The organism is Mesoterricola sp. JemC181, from assembly GCF_055384585.1.
The window spans coordinates 3,243,764-3,261,288 of record NZ_AP045076.1 but is presented as its reverse complement, the minus strand read 5'-3'; the positions used below and the strand labels follow the sequence as shown (position 1 = coordinate 3,261,288).

The following is a 17,525-nucleotide window of genomic DNA, read 5'->3' as shown; positions in this document are numbered from 1 at the left end:
TCCCCATGCGTCTGCGATCCTCCGTCCTGACCGCGCTGGCCGTGCTGCTGGCCGCCCCGGCCCTGCGTTCCGACGAGGGGATGTGGACCTTCGACAACGTGCCCGCGGCGCGCATGAAGGCCGCCTACGGGTTCGCTCCGGACGCCGCGTGGCTCCGGCACCTCCAGCTGGCCACGGTGCGCTTTCCCGGCGGCACCGGCGCCTTCGTGAGCGCGGAGGGCCTCGTCATCACCAACCACCACGTGGGCCGCGGTTCCATCCAGCAGGTGGCCACGGCGGACAAGGACTTCATCCGGGGCGGCTTCACCGCCGCCGACCGCGCCCATGAGCTCAAGGTCCCCGGCCTGGAGCTCATGATGCTGGTCTCCACCCAGGACATCACCGCCAGGGTGCAGGAGGCCGCCAAGGGCCTGCCGGAGGCCGAGGCCCTCAAGGCCCGGCGCAACGCCATCTCCGCCCTCGTCAAGGCCGAGGAGGCGAAGACGGGCCTCACCTGGCAGGCCGTGAACCTCTACCACGGCGGCGAGCACTGGCTCTACGGCTACCGCAAGTTCACCGACGTGCGCCTGGTGGCGGCCCCCGAGCTGCAGCTGGCCTCCTTCGGCGGGGACCCGGACAACTACACCTTCCCCCGGCACAACCTGGACTTCGCCCTCTTCCGGGTGTACGAGAACGGCGCGCCCTACCGCCCCGAGGCCTTCCTGCCCTGGGCCACGTCCCCCCTGCGCAACGGCGACCTCACGCTGGTCTCCGGCCACCCGGGCACCACGTACCGGCAGGAGACCTTCGCCCAGATGAGCTATGCCCGGGACGTCTCCATCCCGGCCCGCATCGCCGCCCAGCTGCGCCGGCGCGCCGCCCTGGCGGCCTTCGCCGCCACCGGGGACGAACCCCGGCGCATCACCGCCGACGCCATCTACGGCATCGACAACGGCGTCAAGCGCATGGAGGGCATGCTCCTGGGCCTGCGCAAGCCGGGCAACCTCGAGAAGGTGGAGAAGGCCGAACTGGACCTCAAGGCCCAGGTGGAGCGGGATCCCGCCCTCAAGGCCGCCGTGGCCCCCAGCTGGGACCGCATCGCCCAGGCCGTCAAGCGCCAGAAGGAGCTCCTCGGGGAAACCTCGCTGCTGGCGGTGCGGGACGTGCTGGGTTCCGATTTCCTCCTCAAGGCCCTCACCCTCGTGCGCATGCCGGCCGAGGCCGCGCTGCCCACCGACAAGCGCCTGCCCGAGTACACCGACGGCGCCCTGAAGGCCACCCGGGACAAGCTCCTCAACCCGGCCCCCGTGCGCCTGGACCTGGAGCAGGTGCGCATCGCCGCGGGCCTGCGCGAGGCCCTCCTCCAGCTGGGCGAGGGGCATCCCGCCGTGAAGGCGCTCCTGGCCGGGCGCACCCCCGAGGCCGCGGCGCAGGCCGCGCTGGCCGGCACCGCCCTGGCGGACCCCGCCGCCCGCAAGGCCCTGCTGGAAGGCGGCGCGCCGGCCCTGGCCGCGTGCAAGGACCCCCTCATCGCCTTCGCGCGGGTCCTGGACCCCATCGTCCGCGCCGCCCAGGCGCGGCAGCAGGAGGAGGTGCAGAGCGTCCTGGACGAGCACAGCGGCCGCATCGCCCTCGCGCGCTTCAAGGTGTACGGCAAGGCCATCTACCCCGACGCCACCTTCACCCTGCGCCTCACCTACGGCCCCGTGGCCACCTATCCCGCCAACGGCACCCTCATCCAGCCCTTCACGACCTTCTACGGGCTCTTCGACCGGGCCATCGGCTGGGGCCCCGAGGCCGAGCACGGCGTGTGGTCCCTGCCCAGGCGCTGGTGGGACCTCAAGGACAGGCTGGACCTGGCCACCCCCTTCAACTTCGCCTACGCCTGCGACACCGTGGGCGGCAACTCGGGCTCCCCGGTCCTGAACGCCAAGGGCGAGCTGGTGGGCCTCAACTTCGACAGCAACATCGAGGCCCAGGCCGGCTACTACGTGTACGACGGCACCAGCAAGCGCTCCATCGCCGTGGATGCCCGGGCCATCCGGGAGGCCCTGGTGAAGATCATGGACGCCGGGTGGGTGGCCAAGGAACTGACCGGCAAGTGATTCCAGGAAGCAATCCGGAGCCAACCGGACTAGGATCGTTATTATCCCATCCAATTCTCATGGAGAAGCTATGACGTACGCCCTGCGCGCCCTAGGACGTTCCACCCTGCTGCTCGCCGCCGGCGCCCTGGTGGCGCAGGTTCCCCAGCTCCCCCGGATCCCCTTCGAGACCTTCACGCTGGCCAACGGCCTCCGGGTGGTGGTCCACGAAGACCACAAGGCCCCCATCGTCGCCGTGAACATCTGGTACCACGTGGGTTCCAAGAACGAGAAGCCCGGCAAGACCGGCTTCGCCCACCTGTTCGAGCACCTGATGTTCAACGGCAGCGAGAACCAGAACACCGACTACTTCAAGGTGCTGGAGAAGCTCGGCGCCACCGACATGAACGGCACCACCAACTCGGACCGCACCAACTACTTCCAGAACGTCCCCACCAGCGCGCTGGACACGGTGCTGTGGATGGAGTCGGACCGCATGGGCCACCTCCTGGGCGCCATCGACAAGGCCCGCCTGGACGAGCAGCGGGGCGTCGTGCAGAACGAGAAGCGGCAGGGCGAGAACCAGCCCTACGGCAAGACCTATGAGGCCCTCACCAAGGGCACCTACCCGGTGGGCCACCCCTACAGTTGGACGGTGATCGGCTCCATGGACGACCTCAATGCCGCCAGCCTGGACGACGTGAAGGCTTGGTTCCAGGCCTACTACGGCCCCAACAATGCCGTGCTGGTCCTGGCGGGGGACATCGACCTGAAGACGGCCAAGGAAAAGGCCGAGCTGTACTTCGGCTCCTTCAAGGCCAATCCGCCCATCGACCGCCCGAAGGTCTGGGTCCCCCGCATGACCGGCGAGCGGCGCCAGGTGATGCAGGACCGCGTGCCCCAGGCCATGCTGGCCATGGTCTGGAACACCCCCGAGCTGGGGAACGTGGAAGGCGAGCAGCTGAGCCTCCTCACCGGCGTGCTGGGCGGCGGGCGCACCTCCCGCCTGTACCGCCGGCTGGTGGAGAAGGAGCAGCTGGCCACCAACGTCTTCGCCTATGCCAACGCCCAGGAGATCAGCGGCCAGGTAAGCCTGCGCATCATCGCCCGGCCCGGCGCGGACCTGGGGAAGATCGAGCGCATCGCCAAGGAGGAGTTGGCGCGCCTGGTGGCCGAGGGCCCCGCCCCCGACGAGCTGGCCCGCCTGCGGGCGCGGCAGCAGTCCAGCTACATCCAGAGCCTGGAGCGCATCGGCGGGTTCGGCGGCAAGTCCGACATGCTCGCCTCCGGCCTCGCCCTGGCCGACGACCCCGAGCTGCGGTACAAGTCCGCCACCCGCATGCTGGGCTACACCGCCGCCGACATCCAGGCCGCGGGCCGGAAGTGGCTCGGCGACGGCGTCTTCATCCTGGAAGTGCACCCCTATGTGGAACCGAAGGCCGCCGCCAAGGACGCGGACCGCTCCAAGGTGCCCGCGCCCGGCGCCGTGCCGGCCCTGAAGCTCCCCGCCTTCCAGCGGGCCACCCTCTCCAACGGCCTCAAGGTCGTGCTCGCCGAGCGCCACGAGGCGCCCGTGGTGCAGCTCGAGCTGATGCTGGAAGGCGGCTCCGCCGCCGACGCCCAGCTCCCCAGCGGGCCCGGCACCGTCTCCACCACCCTGGCGATGCTGGACGAGGGCACGAAGACCCGCACCGTAAAGGAGATCCGCGAACAGTTCGAGCTCCTGGGCGCCACCTACGGCGCGGGCGCGGGCACCAACCAGGCCTTCGTCTTCCTGGGCGCCCTCAAGGCCAACCTCGACGCGTCCCTGGCGGTGTGGTCCGACGTGGTGATGAACCCCGTCTTCCCGGCCACCACGCTTGAGCGGGTGAAGAAGGAGCGCCTCGCGGCCATCGCGCAGCAGAAGAACAGCCCCGAGGGCCTTCGTTCCCGCCTCCTGGGCCCGGTGCTCTACGGCTCCAGGCACCCCTACGGGAGCCCCTCCTCGGGCACCGAGGCGCGCGTGGCGGCCCTCAAGCAGGACGACCTGAAGGCGTATCACCAGGCCTGGTTCAAGCCCGGCGGCGCCACCCTCCTGGTGGGCGGCGACATCACCATGGCCGAGCTCCTGCCGCGGCTCGAGAAGAACCTGGGCGTCTGGCCCAAGGGTGCCGCGCCCAAGGTCGTCGTGCCCCCGGCCCCCAACCCCGCGGCCACGACCCTCTACCTGGTGCACAAGCCCGGCGCCATCCAGTCCGCCATCAACCTGGTGGCCACCGCCGCGCCCCGGAGCGAGGCGGACGAGCCCGCCGTGGGCGCCATGCAGGCCGTGCTGGGCGGGATGTTCACCTCCCGCGTGAACATGAACCTGCGCGAGGACAAGCACTGGACGTACGGCGCCTTCGCCGGCGTCATGGACACCCGCACCGTGCGCACCTTCTACGCCGGCGCCTCGGTGCAGACCGACAGGACCGCCGAATCCGTGGCGGAGCTGGAGAAGGAGATGAAGGGGATCCTGGGCGCCGTCCCGGTCACCGAGGCCGAACTGGCCATGGCCAAGGACAACCTCACCCTGAGCCTCCCCGGCCAGTACGAGACCGTGCGCGCGCTGGTGGGCGGCATGCAGGAGATCGTCGCCTGGAACCTGAAGGACGACTACTTCCAGTCCTACGTGGGCCGGGTCAACCAGCTCAAGGCCGAGGACCTGATGAAGGCCGCCCGCAAGATCATCCCCGCCCAGGGCCGCACCTACATCATCGTGGGCGACCGGACCAAGGTCGAGCAGCCCCTGCGCGACCTGAAGCTCGGCGAGGTGAAGGTGCTGGACGCCGACGGCAACCCCGAAGTGGTGAAGTAGCGGAGCACCCATGCGACTGGCAGCCCTCCTCCTGGCCCTTCCGCTCCTGGCGGAGGGCTACCACGCCGCGCCCCCGGCGATCCGCAAGGTCCTCGACGCGCCCCTGCCGCCGTCGGCCCTGGTGAGTCCGGCCAGGGACAAGGTCCTCCTGGTGAACCGGGAGGCCTATCCGTCCATCGCCGTGATCTCCGAACCCCTGGTCAAGCTCGCCGGCGTGCGCGTGAACCCGCGCTCCAACGCCGAGCGCAGCTACACGTTCTACTACGTGGCCTACACCCTCAAGGACCTGGGGACCGGAACCGAAGTGAAGGTCGACCTGCCCCCCGGGGCCCGGGCCGGCATGCCCAGCTGGAATCCCTCCGGCACCCGCTTCGCGTTCACGCGGGAGACGGCCACCGCCGTGGAGCTGTGGCTGGGCGAGGCCGCCACCGGCGCGGTGCGCCGCGTGGACGGGCTCCGGCTCAACCCCGCCCTGGGCGGCGCCTTCACCTGGATGCCCGGCGGGGAGGCCCTCCTGGTGAAGGCCGTGCCGGAAAACCGCGGTCCCGCGCCCGACCCCGGAGCCAAGGCCCCCGAGCCCCGCATCCAGAGCACCACGGGGCCCGTGGTGGCATCCAGCACCTACGAGACCCGCGACGTGCTGAAGACGCCCGTGGACATGGACCTCTTCGACCACTACACCACCAGCCAGCTCCAGGTGGTCCCCGCCGCGGGCGGCCCGGCCCGTCCCGTGGGGCGCCCCGGCGTCATCGAACTCGCCGGGCCTTCCCCGGACGGCGCGCGGCTCCTGGTGAGCCGCCTCCACCGGCCCTACTCCGTCATCCGCGACTGCTCCCGGTTCCCCCGGGACGTGGAGGTGTGGGACCTGCAGGGCAGGGTGCTGGAGACCGTCGCCAGCCTGCCCCTGGCCGAGCAGGTGCCCATCCACGGCGTCCCCGTGGGCCGGCGCCACTTCGCCTGGATTCCCACTGAACCCGCCACCCTGACCTGGGTGGAGGCCCTGGACGGGGGCAATCCCGCCGCCAAGGCCGAATTCCGGGACCGGGTCCTGGCGGAGGCCCCCGGCGCCGCGCCCGTGGAGCTGGCCCGCACCCGGGCCCGGTTCGCCGGCCTGGCCTGGTTGGAGGACGGGCGCCGCGCCCTCCTCTCCGACTACGACGAGGACCTCCACTGGACCCGCACCTGGATCCTGGAGCGCCGGGGCGGCACGAAGCTGCTGTGGGACCTGAGCTCCGACGAGCGCTACCGCGCCCCCGGCTCCCCCGTGTACCGGGCCCTGCCCAGCGGCCATCCCGTCATCCAGGTGGTGGACGGCGCCATCCATCTCCAGGGCGCGGGCGCCTCCCCGGACGGGGACCGGCCCTTCCTGGACCGGCTGGACCTGGCCACCCTGCGCACGGAGCGGCTCTTCCGCTGCGACCGGGTTTCCTTCGAGCGGTTCCTGACCTGGCTGGACGTCAAGGCCGGGCGGTTCCTCACCCAGCGGGAGTCCCCCACGGACTACCCCAACCTCCAGGTGCGCACACTGGGCAGGCGCGTGAAGGCCGCCGAGGGCGAGGCGGCCTTCGCCTCCGCGAGCGCGCCCTGCACCCGCTTCGCGAACCCGGTGCCCGAGCTCGCGGCGATCCGGAAGCGTCTCGTGAAGTACAAGCGCGCCGACGGGGTCGATCTCTCCTTCACCCTCTACCTCCCGCCCGGCGCGAAGCCCGGCACCCCTCTGCCCACCATCCTCTGGGCCTACCCCCTGGACTACGCGGCCGCCGGCGCCGCCGGCCAGGTCTCGGGCAGCGACCAGCGCTTCACCTGGATCTCGGGCGCCTCCGCCGTCTTCCTGGCCCTGCAGGGCTACGCCGTCCTCATGGACGCCGCCATGCCCGTGGTGGGCGACCCGAAGACCGCCTACGACACCTTCCTGGAGCAGGACGAGGCCAGCGCCAAGGCCGCCATCGACAAGGCCGTGGAGCTGGGCTGGACGGACCGGAACCGCGTGGGCGTCGCCGGCCACAGCCACGGCGCGCTCATGACCGCCAACTTCATGGCGCACTCGGAGCTGTTCCGGGCCGGCGTGGCGCGCAGCGGCGCCTACAACCACACCATCCGCCCCTTCGGGTTCCAGAACGAGCGCCGCACCCTGTGGCAGGCCAGGGACACCTACCTGAAGATCAGCCCCCTGTGGAACGCCGACAAGGTCAAGAAGCCCCTCCTCCTCATCCACGGCGAGATGGACCAGAACCCCGGCACGGTGCCCTACCAGACCGAGCGGCTCTTCGAGGCGCTGCGGGGCCTGGGCGCCACCGCGCGGGTCGTCATGCTCCCCTTCGAGAGCCACGGCTACCAGGCCCGGGAGTCCGTGGAGCACACGCTCTGGGAGACCGTGGACTGGTTCGACCGCCACGTGAAGAACGCGAAGTAGCTCACTTCGAAAGCAGCGCCTTCTGCAGCTCCTCGATGCGGTTCGTGGCTTCGAGGATGAGGTTGTCCTGGTGCACCAGGTGCTTGAGGATCACCTCGATCTCCTCCTCCGCCTTCTTGTTGATCTCGTAGTCGTTCTGCGCCGCCAGGCGGTCCTTCTCGTTCTGGCGGTTCTGGCTCATCATCACCACCGGCCCCGTGTACGCGGCCTGGAAGCTGAGCACCAGGTTCAGGAGGATGAAGGGGTAGGGGTCCCAGGCCTTCAGGAAGCCCGGGTGGGTGCGCATCATGTACGCCAGGTAGATGTTGACCGCCATCCAGACGCAGAGCAGGAGGCTCTGCACGATGATGAACGGCCAGCTCCCCACCGCCGTCGCGACCCTGTCGGCGACCCGCTGGCCCAGGGTCATGGACTGGGCGGCCACCTCGTTGATGTTGCGCACCGGGGGGTGATCGTGGCGGTACTGGGCCGCCGGGCCCTTTTTCCTGTCATTCATGGGCAGCCTCGGGATCGTTTCCTTCCCGAGTATAGAGGCCCATGCCCTCCGCCGTCCCCCCGGGCGGCGTCAGGCATGGGGGGCGGTCAGCCCAGAACGGACATCAGGTTCGAGTCCGAGGCACTGGAAGTGCCGCCGATGTAGTCCAGGAGCGAATCCTGCCGGGCGCCCATGAGGGCGCTGATGACCGAGGAGGTGTCGGTCCCGCCCGCCTTGGCCTTGGCCAGGGCCGCCATGAGGGCCGAATCGGACGTGAGTCCGGAGGATCCGTAGGTGCTGGTGCCGCCCTGGAGGGCGCCCAGGAGGGTGGTGAGGCTGCCGGGGTTGTCCTTGAAGTAGCCCTTGAGGGTCGCCATGTCGCCGGCGACGTCCTTCTGGGTGCTGAAAAGGTCGTTCATGGCCTGGGTCACCGCCGCCGGCGCCTTGGCCAGGCTCTGGGAGGCGGAGGACAGGTTCAGCAGGTCGTAGAGGCCGCCGGAGGACGTGTTGGAGTTGTGGCTGCTGGAGCTGCCCGCCACGAGGGACTGGAGGATGATGCTGCCCAGGCTCTGGGAGTCGCTGGAACCGACGGAGGTGATGGTCATGGGAACTCCTGGGCAAACCCTGCCTTCAGGTATGCGGCAGCAAGATTCCTGCCATGCACACCCGGCTCAGCCAGGACTTGGGCGGGCACCTCCCAAGCGCCCGGATGGGATCCCGATTGGGAATGGGATGGCGGCCTGCCTGGCAGGGCTTTCCCCGGGCAGGAACGGCTTCGAGGCGATCCGAACGCGGGGGGTGGAGGACCTTGGACTGCTTCCGGCGCCTACGGTGCCGGCATCGACCTGCCCAAGGCGCAGCGGGACACCCCGGAGCCACGCCTTGGGTGCCAATGGCCAAGCCCAACGGCGCACCCGTTCATTTCAGGTTCAGGGATCGAGGTGGGGCTTAATATCTGTCTCCAATACTTGGAATACTCTGCTCGTCAAATCTCCGCCTGTCCATCCACACACGTATGCCATTACCATCTTTAATTGAGAGATTGCCATTGTCTTCCAGGACCAAACTGCAGTCTCTCCCTTGGCTGCCCGAGTTCCAGACAAACCCATTATTTTTTGCCTAAATACATAAATTGCCATCAGTTTGCATTACCATAAAACATTCTTCATTCATCCTGACCCTCCTGACGCCGAATTTCCTGACATTACTATGTTCCAACCTGAAAATGACGGCTAAGGTATAAAATTTGCGGCTTCTGATATTTGCACTCCTTGCAATCAGGTCTATTCCTTCATCTACATGAACTTTTGAATTATGAAAATGAACATCATTTTTGCCGTTATGCACATCGAAACCCCATGTCTTTTGGCCAGGCCTAAGCACAACGACATCTCCACAAAATGCAACGAATGGTGCGCTCAATAACCCTATGTCCAGGAATAGGTGACTTAATGGTCTGAATTTCATGGTTCCTCCAAAACGTGATGACCCAGGGCACGGCAATAAATAATTAGTAAAAATGGCCTGCCCAGGCATTCTGTCAAGGGCTCCGGGGAACCTGGGAATCGATGGCTCGCATTCCTGCCCAAGCCCTGCCATGCCGCCCTGGTCCCCAAGGCCGAACCGGGCAGGACCATCGACTCCGCACCGGCAGATTTCACCCGCGAGGTTGCCTCATATGAAGGGCAGGTCCTGGATCGTCATCCCGCAGCCGGGACGCCGACCGCAAAAGTCCCGCCGGCCAGCCCGCGGGTGCTGGAAATCGGACGGAATGCCAGGTCGTTGGCCTTCCTCAAATCCCAGGGCCCAGTTGGCCATGACCACGTCCATCGTGCCATCGCCCACCCGGGCGGTGGGGGCCGCGCCCCTTCGTCTAGCGCCGGATCCAGGCTGGTCCCAGGTCCGCGCCCGCCCTGGCCAGCCGCCTCAGGCCGGTGCCCTCCGGGTTGATCAGGTGGATGTCGTATTCCCCGTCCACCAGCCCGCTGAAGGCGATCCATTTCCCGTCGGGCGACCAGGAAGGCGAATAGGCCCTGCCCTCGAAGTCCCAGAAGCCCGGGCTCCCGCCGCTGGCCGGCACGATCCCGATGCGGGAGCGGGTGGGGTCGCTGCGCTGGAAGGCGATCAGGGTCCCGTCCGGCGACCAGGTGGGGAAGTAGTCGCTGTGGCTGGTGTCGGTGGGCGTGAGCTGCCGCGCCTGGGTGCCGTCGGCGTTCATCACCCAGAGGGCGGGGCTGCCCGCCCGGTAGGACGTGAAGGCGATGCGGGTGCCGTCCGGGGACCAGGCCGGGGTGACGTCCCCGTCCACCAGGGCGTTCCCGGGCTGATGGGGCGTGAGGTTGCGCGGGTCCTCCAGGGTCCGGCCGACGACTCGGGCGGTGAAGATGTCGCCGGCGTCGTCATCGAACCGGGAGTGGAAGGCGATGCGCAAGCCGTCCGGAGACCATACGGCCTCCCGTTCGACCACCGATCCGTTGGTCGAGAGCCGTACCGCGGGTTTGGCCAGATCCTCGACGAGCATGATCTGGGACGGCATTTCCGCGGTTCCGAAGCTGGTGTAGACCAGGCTCTTCCCGTCCGCCCGCGCATGGGGGCGGTTGCCCTCGTACCCCGCGCCGAGCACCTGCGGCGCGCCGCCGTCCAGGCCCACCCGGTAGAGCAGGCGGGAGCCGTCGGGATTCTGGCCGTCGAACAGGAGGTCGTAGACCGGCGGCCCAGGCTGGGCCTGGGCGCCGCCCGCGCCCCCTCCGCCGCACCCGGCCAGCAGGACCAGTCCCCATGCCGTCGCGAGCCTGAGGCTGAAGTATTTTCTGATATTCAGGTCGTGCATTCATTGCCTCCTTCGCAGACAGGTCGCCAAGTCGCTTGTCTACGGAAGGGGGCTTTGAGTGGTTTATGCGGTTTTTTCCCTAGAAGCAGAAGGTGGCTCCGGCCGTATCCTTCACCAGCAGCTCCCGGATGGCCGTGACCTGCACGGCCATCTGCATGAAATCCAGCGGCAGCAGCGCCTGGGGGCCGTCGCTGAGGGCCTGGGAGGGCTGGCAGTGCGTCTCCACGATGATCCCGTCGGCGCCGGCGGCCACGGCGGCCCGGGCGCAGGGGATCACCAGGTCCCGGCGGCCCGTGGCGTGGCTGGGGTCGGCGATGACGGGGAGGTGGGTGAGGGCCTTGGCGGCGGGGATGACCGAGACGTCCAGGGTGTTGCGGGCGTGGGCGCTCCAGGTGCGGATGCCGCGCTCGCAGAGGATGACGTTGCGGTTGCCTTCGCTCAGCACGTACTCGGCGGCGAAGAGCCACTCCTCCAGGGTCGCGGCCGGGCCGCGCTTGAGGAGGACCGGCTTTCCGGAACGGCCGGCGCGCTTGAGGAGGGCGAAGTTCTGCATGTTTCGGGCGCCGATCTGCACCAGGTCGGCCACGCGTTCCACGGCGTCGAAGGTCTCCACTTCCGTGGCCTCGGTGACGATGCCCAGGTCGAACTCCCGCCGGGCCTCGATCAGCAGCTCCAGGCCCTCCTGGCCCAGGCCCTGGAAGGCGTAGGGGCTGGTGCGCGGCTTGTGGGCCCCGGCGCGCAGGAGCCGCGTGCCGCTCTCGGCGACGTAGCGCGCCACGGTGAACAGTTGCTCGCGGCTCTCCACGCCGCAGGGGCCGGCCATGAGGGCCAGTCCGCGGCCGCCCACCTTGACGCCCCGCACGTCCACGATGGTGCGGCCCGGGGCGGCGTCGGCCGAGGCCAGCTTGAAGGGGGAGGTGATGGGCACCACCCGGCTCACCCCCTCCAGGGGCTCGATGCGGTCGGTCTTGAGGACCCGGGAGGCGTTGGGGGCCAGGATGCTGGTGGCCGCGGGCGAGTCCTGGACGTAGGCCCGCACCCCGGCCCCTTCCAGGACGGCCATGACGATCCGCACCTGTTCCGCCGTCGCGCCCTGCTCCATGAGGATGAGCATCGTTGCCTCCAATCCCATCTTAACGGGTCGGATATAACCTGTCTTGATGCGCATGGCGGCACGGGGCATCCTGGAACCACGAGGACTGATCATGGAAGCAGCGACCCTGAACTGCCGATCCTGCGGGGCCGCCGTGGGGGAGAACGACGTCCAGTGCCCCTACTGCCGGAGCCAGCTGGCCACCGTCGCCTGCCCCCGGTGCCTGGGCATGGTCTCGGTGCACGCCGCGCACTGCTCCCGGTGCGGCGCCCAGGTCACTCGCCACGAGGCCGCCCCCACCGACCTGGCCTGCCCAGCCTGCAAGGCCAAGCTTGTCCATACTTCCGTAGGGGACGCGCACCTGGACTCCTGCAACGCCTGCGGCGGGGTCTGGGTGGCCCAGAAGGAGTTCGAGCGCATCGCCGGAGGCCGGGAGGAGCGGGGCGGCGTGCTGGGCGCCCTGCCCGGGGAGGGGCCCCGGGGGCCCATCCAGGCCGAGGAGATCCGCTACCGCCCCTGCGCCCTGTGCGGGAAGTTCATGAACCGGGTCAACTACGCCCGCAACTCCGGGGTGATCCTGGACGCGTGCAAGGACCACGGCCTCTGGTTCGACCGGGACGAGCTGCGCCGGGTGCTGGCGTTCATCGAGGCCGGCGGCCTGGACAAGAACCGGGAGCGCGAGATCCGGGACCTGGAGGAGAAGCGCCGGAACAGCGCCCCCGAGGCCCCCAGGAGCATCCTCATGGCCGACGCCGGCGAGGCCCACGGCTTCAGCAGCCCGGGGCTGGAGGCGGTCGTCCGGGGCCTGTTCGGCCTCTCCCGCTGGTTATAGGGCCGCGATCTCCAGCAGCTTGAGGAACTTGGCAGGGTCAAGGCTGGCGCCGCCCACCAGGCCGCCGGCCACGTGGGGGACCTTGAGGATCTCCGGGAAGTTGTCGGGGGTGACGCTGCCGCCGTAGAGGATGGGCACGTCCCCGCCGGCCCCGCCCATGAGGGTGACCAGCTCCTTGCGGATGAAGGCGTGCACCTCGGCGATCTGCTCCACCGTGGCCACGCGGCCGGTGCCGATGGCCCACACGGGCTCGTAGGCCACGGCGAGGGGGCCTTCGGGGGCCTGGGCCAGGATGGACAGCTGGCCGCGCAGGACGTCGAGGGTCTGGTCCGCGTCCCGCTGGGCGAGGGTCTCGCCCACGCAGAGCATGGGCAGGAGGCCCTGGGCCGCGGCGGCCTTGAGCTTGGGCAGGAGGGTGGCCTCGGTCTCGCCGTTGTACTGGCGGCGCTCGCTGTGGCCCAGGAGCACGCCGGTGCAGCCGGCGTCCATGACCATGGCCATGGAGACCTCGCCGGTGTAGGCGCCCTTGGCCTCGGCGTGGGCGTTCTGGGCGTAGACCCGCACCGCGCTCCCGGCCACGAGCCGGCTCACCACGGGGAGGAGGGGGAAGGGCGGGGCGATGGCGGCGACGACGCCGTCCACGGGCTTGTAGGAGGCCAGGAGCGCGGCGCAGAAGGCCTCGGCGTCCCTGCGCAGGTGGTTCATCTTCCAGTTTGCGACGACCATTCTCATCATGTGATCCGATCTATTGGAGGGCGACGACGCCCGGGAGTTCCATGCCGCTGAGGAATTCGAGGCTCGCGCCCCCGCCGGTGGAGACGTGGCTCAGGCGCTTCGTGACGCCGGCCTTGTTGGCCGCGGAGACGCTGTCGCCGCCGCCCACCACCACGAAGGCGCCCCGGTCGGCGGCGTCGGCCATCTCCTCGGCGATGGTCAGCGTGCCGCTGGCGAAGGCGTCGATCTCGAACACGCCCATGGGGCCGTTCCACAGGAGGGTGCGGGCCTTGCGGATCTCGCCGGCATAGGTGGCGACGGTCTCGGGGCCGATGTCCAGGCCCAGCTTCCCGTCGGGCACCGCGGCGTCCTGGGTGATGTCGCACTCGGCATCGGCGGAGATGGCGTCGGCGACCACGTGGTCGGAGGGGATCAGGAGCCGGGTGCCGGCGGCCGCGGCCTCGGCCAGGAGGGCCTTGGCCAGATCCAGCTTGTCGTCCTCGCAGAGGCTCTTCCCGATGGGGATGCCCTGGGCCTTGAGGAAGGTGAAGCTCATGGCGCCGCCGATGAGGATGGCGTCGGCCTTGCCGAAGAAGTGGCGGATGATGTCGATCTTGTCGGAGACCTTGCTGCCGCCCATGACGGCCAGCAGGGGCTTGTCCGGGTCGGTCATGACCTTGCCCAGGGCCTTGAGCTCCTTCTCCATGAGGAAGCCCGCAACGGCGCGGCCCGCGGGCATGAAGGGCACCATGCCGCTCACGGAGGCGTGGGCGCGGTGGGAGGCCCCGAAGGCGTCGTCCACGTAGGTGTCGGCCAGCCTGGCGAGAGCCTGGGCGAACTCGGGCTTGTTCTTGGTCTCGCCCTTGTCGAAGCGCAGGTTCTCCAGGAGCAGCACCTGGCCGGGCTTCAGCGCGGCGGCCTCGGCCTCCACGGCCTCCCCCGCGACGCCGCTGGCCAGGCGCACGTCCAGGCCCAGGCCCTTGAGGTGCGCGGCCACGGGCGCCATGCTGAACTCCGCCTCGAACCCGGTGCCCGCGGGGCGGCCCAGGTGGGAGCAGAGCACCACGGAGGCGCCGCCGTCCAGGAGGTGGCGGAGGGTGGCCAGGGTCTCGGTGATGCGGGTGGCGTCCTTGATCACGCCCTCCTTGATGGGGACGTTCAGGTCCGCGCGGAGGAAGACCCGGTGGCCTTTGACATCAATGTCCCTGAGGGTTCTGAACGACATGGCGGTCTCCCGGAATTGGCGTTATTGACCCCAGTCTACCCCATTCCGGCCGAGGAAGCCGATCCAGCGGGGCGACGAGGCGGCCTCGAACGCGCCGCCGTGGTAGTCCCCTGCTTCGGAAACCAGCTCCAGGCCGCATTCCCGGGCCATGGCCACCAGCTCGCCCGGATCGTAGAGGCGCACGGATTCCGTGACCCGGCGCGTGGCGCCGGTGTCGATGCGGGTGAGGTCCATGCGCTTGATGATGCGCCCGCCCTCCAGGGACCGCCGGCTCACCACCCGCAGGCCGTGGTGCATGGCCTCGTCCTCCTTCACCAGGTTGGCCCGCACCTGGAACGCGTTGAGGTAGTCCAGCAGGAGCACGCCTCCGGGGCGGAGGAGGCGGCGGAGGTCCTGGAGCAGCGCCCGGTTCTGCTCGTCGGAGAAGTAGCCGAAGGGCGTGAACCACATGCAGATCCCCGCCAGGCTTCCCCCGCGCACCGGCAGGCGCCGCATGTCGCCCCGCAGGAGCCAGGGGCGGAGCTCTGCGGGCGCCATCGCCAGGAGGTCCCTGGAGAGGTCCAGGCCGAAGGCCAGGTCATTGGTGCGGCGCAGGGCCGCCAGGTGCCGGCCCGAGCCGCAGGCCAGATCCAGGACGGGCCCGGAGGCGAGGCCTGGGGCCCGCGCCAGGGCCATGGCCACCGCCGTCTCGGCCTCCTCGGGGCCGCGCCCGGCGTAGATGGCCGCATAATCCTGGTCGAACCAGTCCTTGAACCATTCCGGCACGCGCGACCCTCCCGTGACCATCCTCTCACGGCTGCGCGGTTACACTATCCCTTCGAGGAACCGTCATGCTCCGCCCCCAACAGATCGAAGACCAACTCCAGTTCATGCTCTCCACCCTCATCCAGCGGGAACTCCGGGATCCCGACCTGGGGTTCCTGACCCTCACGGCCGTGCGCATCACCGGGGACCGCAGCATCGCCCGGGTCTACTACACCGTCCTGGGCGACGACGCCCAGCTGGACCGCTCGCGCAAGGCCCTGGGCCGCGCCGCGGGCTTCCTGCGCACCCACCTGGCCAAGCACCTCAAGATGCGCCGCGTGCCCGAGCTGCAGTTCTTCCCGGACGCCACCCTGGAGGAGGGCAACAAGATCGAGGCCATCTTCCAGAAGATCAAGGAGGAGGAGGCGGCGCGTCCTCCCGTGCCCGAGGATGAGTCCGTGCCTTCTCCCGCGGCCGGGGAAGAGGCTTGATCCCCGGCGTCCACCTCGTCCACAAGGAGGTCGGCCAGAGCAGCTTCGACGTGGTCCGGACCTTCAAGCACGAGGCCTGGGAGGCCGGGCTCAAGAAGTTCGCCCTGGGCCACGGCGGCACCCTGGACCCCTTCGCGGAGGGGCTCCTGCTGGTGCTGGCGGGCCAGGCCACGCGCCTCATGGAGCTGCTCCACCCCCTGCCCAAGACCTACCTGGCCCGGGTCGCCTGGGGCTCGGAGACCGATTCCGGCGACCACATGGGCCTGGTGACCGCCGAAGGCCCCGCGCCCTCCCTGGAGGCCCTCCAGGGCGTCCTGGCGGGCTTCCTGGGCTGGACCGACCAGGTCCCCCCCGCCACCAGCGCCAAGAAGATCGACGGCGAGGCCGCCTACAAGAAGGCCCACCGCGGCGAGGTCTTCGAGATGAGGCCCTCCCGGGTCTACCTGCACGAGGCCGAGTGGATCTCCCACGACCTGCCCGGGGAGTCCCTCCTGCGCATCACCTGCAAAGGGGGCTACTACGTGCGGTCCCTGGCGAGGGACATCGGGCGCCTCCTGGGGCGCCCCGCGCACCTGAAGGGCCTCGTGCGCACCGCCATCGGCCCCTGGGAGGATCCCGGCAGCGGGAACCGGGTGGTCCTGGAGGGGCGGGACGTGCTGCCCTGGTGCTCCGTCCGGGTCCTGGACGACCGTGAGGCCGACCACCTCCTGCACGGGCGCCCGGTGCCCCTGGGCGGCCTGGAAGCGCCCGCGTGGGCGCTGCCTTCGGGCTTCCCCGATCCCGGCGCGCCGGTGGCGGGCGTGCACCAGGGGAGGACCGTGGCGCTCCTGCGGGAAAAGGAAGGCGCCTATTGGACCTGCGCGAATCTGCGGGGCGGAATCTAGCGGTCCGACCAGTGCAGCTTTTCCCCGAGCAGGTGGAAGAAGCTCGACTCCGGATCCTGGATCAGCGTGATCGCCCGTTCCGATTTCCTCAGCTCCAGCCGGTCCCCGGCATGGATTTCCATCTCAAGCTGCCCGTCCAGGGTCAGGTGGGCGTCCTCGGCCCGGTCCATGGTGATGGAGACGGGCAGGTGGGCCGGGACCACGATGGGACGCAAGGTAAGGGAATGCGGGCAGATGCCGGAGATGACCCAGGCGTCCAGGGCGGGATACAGGATCGGGCCGCCGGCGGAAAGGGAGTAGGCGGTGGAGCCGGTGGGGGTGGCCACGATGAGGCCGTCGGCCTTGATGCTGGCGGCGTCGTGGCCGTCCACCTGGATTCGGAACTCCATGATGCGGGCCACCACGCCCTTGTTCACCACGGCGTCGTTGAGGGCGGGGCGGCCGCCCAGGACGTCGTCGCCGCGGACCACCTGGGCGTGCAGCATGGTCCGGGTCTCCTTGCGGAAGGCCCCCAGGAAGTAGCCCTCGACCACCTCCCGGGCCTCCTCGGAGGGATGGCAGGTGAGGAAGCCCAGGGAGCCCAGGTTGATGCCCAGGAGGGGGGTGCCCCTCATCCCCACGTGGCGGGCCGCGGTCAGGAGGGTGCCGTCCCCGCCCAGGGCCAGGCACAGGTCGGGCACCGGGAGGCTCTCGCCGTAGCGAGGGTCCCCGCGGAAGGCCTCCGGGGGCAGGCCCGCCGCGTTCCAGGCGCCCTGGATCTTGGGATGGGCCCAGACGTCCCAGCCCCTGGCCAGGAACGTGGGGACCACATCCGCGAGGCCCTTGGCGAGCCAGGGGGACCTGCTCTTCGCGACGATAACGAGGGTGGGTCGGACCATGACCTTAGGTTACCCTGGGAGCATGGCGACGAAAGCGGAGAACTCTC

Annotated in this window: 15 protein-coding genes; 6 read left to right on the top strand and 9 right to left on the bottom strand. The window is 69.5% G+C overall.

All coding sequences use genetic code 11. From position 1 onward, the window contains the following. Positions 1 to 5: 5 nt before the first annotated feature. From ACZ5MC_RS14335 to ACZ5MC_RS14325, 3 genes are all read left to right on the top strand, one after another. Positions 6 to 2,084 carry a S46 family peptidase gene (locus ACZ5MC_RS14335; RefSeq protein ID WP_464516108.1) on the top strand — a complete coding sequence of 693 codons (2,079 nt, stop codon included), beginning with the start codon at positions 6 to 8 and terminating at the stop codon, positions 2,082 to 2,084. Between the two features lie 70 nt (positions 2,085 to 2,154). Further along, positions 2,155 to 4,899: a M16 family metallopeptidase gene (locus ACZ5MC_RS14330; RefSeq protein ID WP_306601181.1), complete on the top strand. Its 2,745-nt coding sequence runs from the start codon at positions 2,155 to 2,157 to the stop codon at positions 4,897 to 4,899. A gap of 10 nt (positions 4,900 to 4,909) precedes the next feature. Then, positions 4,910 to 7,312, top strand: coding sequence for a S9 family peptidase (locus ACZ5MC_RS14325; RefSeq protein WP_464516107.1), 2,403 nt, complete (start codon positions 4,910 to 4,912; stop codon positions 7,310 to 7,312). Position 7,313: 1 nt separating this feature from the next. Here the strand turns inward: ACZ5MC_RS14325 and ACZ5MC_RS14320 are convergent, their stop codons facing one another. The 5 genes from ACZ5MC_RS14320 to aroF form a co-directional block, all read right to left on the bottom strand. Continuing rightward, on the bottom strand, positions 7,314 to 7,808 hold the full coding sequence (locus tag ACZ5MC_RS14320; protein ID WP_306601179.1) for a DUF1003 domain-containing protein: 495 nt from the start codon (positions 7,806 to 7,808) through the stop codon (positions 7,314 to 7,316). Between the two features lie 86 nt (positions 7,809 to 7,894). Further along, positions 7,895 to 8,392 carry a hypothetical protein gene (locus tag ACZ5MC_RS14315; protein ID WP_306601178.1) on the bottom strand — a complete coding sequence of 166 codons (498 nt, stop codon included), beginning with the start codon at positions 8,390 to 8,392 and terminating at the stop codon, positions 7,895 to 7,897. A gap of 514 nt (positions 8,393 to 8,906) precedes the next feature. Then, positions 8,907 to 9,254, bottom strand: a complete 348-nt coding sequence (locus ACZ5MC_RS14310; RefSeq protein WP_464516106.1) for a hypothetical protein — start codon at positions 9,252 to 9,254, stop codon at positions 8,907 to 8,909. A gap of 406 nt (positions 9,255 to 9,660) precedes the next feature. Next, entirely contained in the window at positions 9,661 to 10,617 is a 957-nt protein-coding gene (locus ACZ5MC_RS14305) for a TolB family protein (protein ID WP_464516105.1), read from the bottom strand. A 79-nt stretch (positions 10,618 to 10,696) separates the two neighbouring features. Continuing rightward, complete coding sequence (aroF, locus tag ACZ5MC_RS14300; protein WP_306601175.1) at positions 10,697 to 11,731, bottom strand: 3-deoxy-7-phosphoheptulonate synthase; 1,035 nt, start codon at positions 11,729 to 11,731, stop codon at positions 10,697 to 10,699. A gap of 91 nt (positions 11,732 to 11,822) precedes the next feature. Between aroF and ACZ5MC_RS14295 the strand changes: the two genes are divergently transcribed. Next, positions 11,823 to 12,542, top strand: coding sequence for a zf-TFIIB domain-containing protein (locus ACZ5MC_RS14295; protein ID WP_464516104.1), 720 nt, complete (start codon positions 11,823 to 11,825; stop codon positions 12,540 to 12,542). Here the strand turns inward: ACZ5MC_RS14295 and tpiA are convergent. From tpiA to ACZ5MC_RS14280, 3 genes are read right to left on the bottom strand one after another with little or no spacing between them, the layout of a single operon-like run. Next, the gene (gene tpiA / locus ACZ5MC_RS14290; RefSeq protein WP_306601173.1) at positions 12,537 to 13,274 is read right to left on the bottom strand and encodes a triose-phosphate isomerase; all 738 of its coding nucleotides are present in this window, start codon (positions 13,272 to 13,274) and stop codon (positions 12,537 to 12,539) included. The two genes, ACZ5MC_RS14295 and tpiA, sit on opposite strands and share 6 nt — an antisense overlap. Before the next feature lie 13 nt (positions 13,275 to 13,287). After that, positions 13,288 to 14,481 (bottom strand): phosphoglycerate kinase, encoded by a 1,194-nt coding sequence (locus tag ACZ5MC_RS14285; protein ID WP_306601172.1) that lies wholly within the window; start codon positions 14,479 to 14,481, stop codon positions 13,288 to 13,290. A gap of 21 nt (positions 14,482 to 14,502) precedes the next feature. Beyond that, entirely contained in the window at positions 14,503 to 15,246 is a 744-nt protein-coding gene (locus ACZ5MC_RS14280; RefSeq protein WP_306601171.1) for a methyltransferase domain-containing protein, read from the bottom strand. 65 nt (positions 15,247 to 15,311) lie between these two features. Between ACZ5MC_RS14280 and rbfA the strand changes: the two genes are divergently transcribed. After that, positions 15,312 to 15,716, top strand: a complete 405-nt coding sequence (rbfA, locus tag ACZ5MC_RS14275) for a 30S ribosome-binding factor RbfA (RefSeq protein ID WP_306601170.1) — start codon at positions 15,312 to 15,314, stop codon at positions 15,714 to 15,716. Beyond that, a complete protein-coding gene (truB, locus tag ACZ5MC_RS14270; protein ID WP_464516103.1) occupies positions 15,713 to 16,600 on the top strand; it encodes a tRNA pseudouridine(55) synthase TruB in 888 nt (295 codons plus the stop codon). The genes rbfA and truB overlap by 4 nt, the downstream gene beginning before the upstream one ends. On the opposite strand, the gene ACZ5MC_RS14265 is transcribed toward truB, so the two are convergent. Beyond that, entirely contained in the window at positions 16,597 to 17,478 is an 882-nt protein-coding gene (locus ACZ5MC_RS14265; RefSeq protein ID WP_306601167.1) for an NAD(+)/NADH kinase, read from the bottom strand. The two genes, truB and ACZ5MC_RS14265, sit on opposite strands and share 4 nt — an antisense overlap. Positions 17,479 to 17,525: the final 47 nt, after the last annotated feature.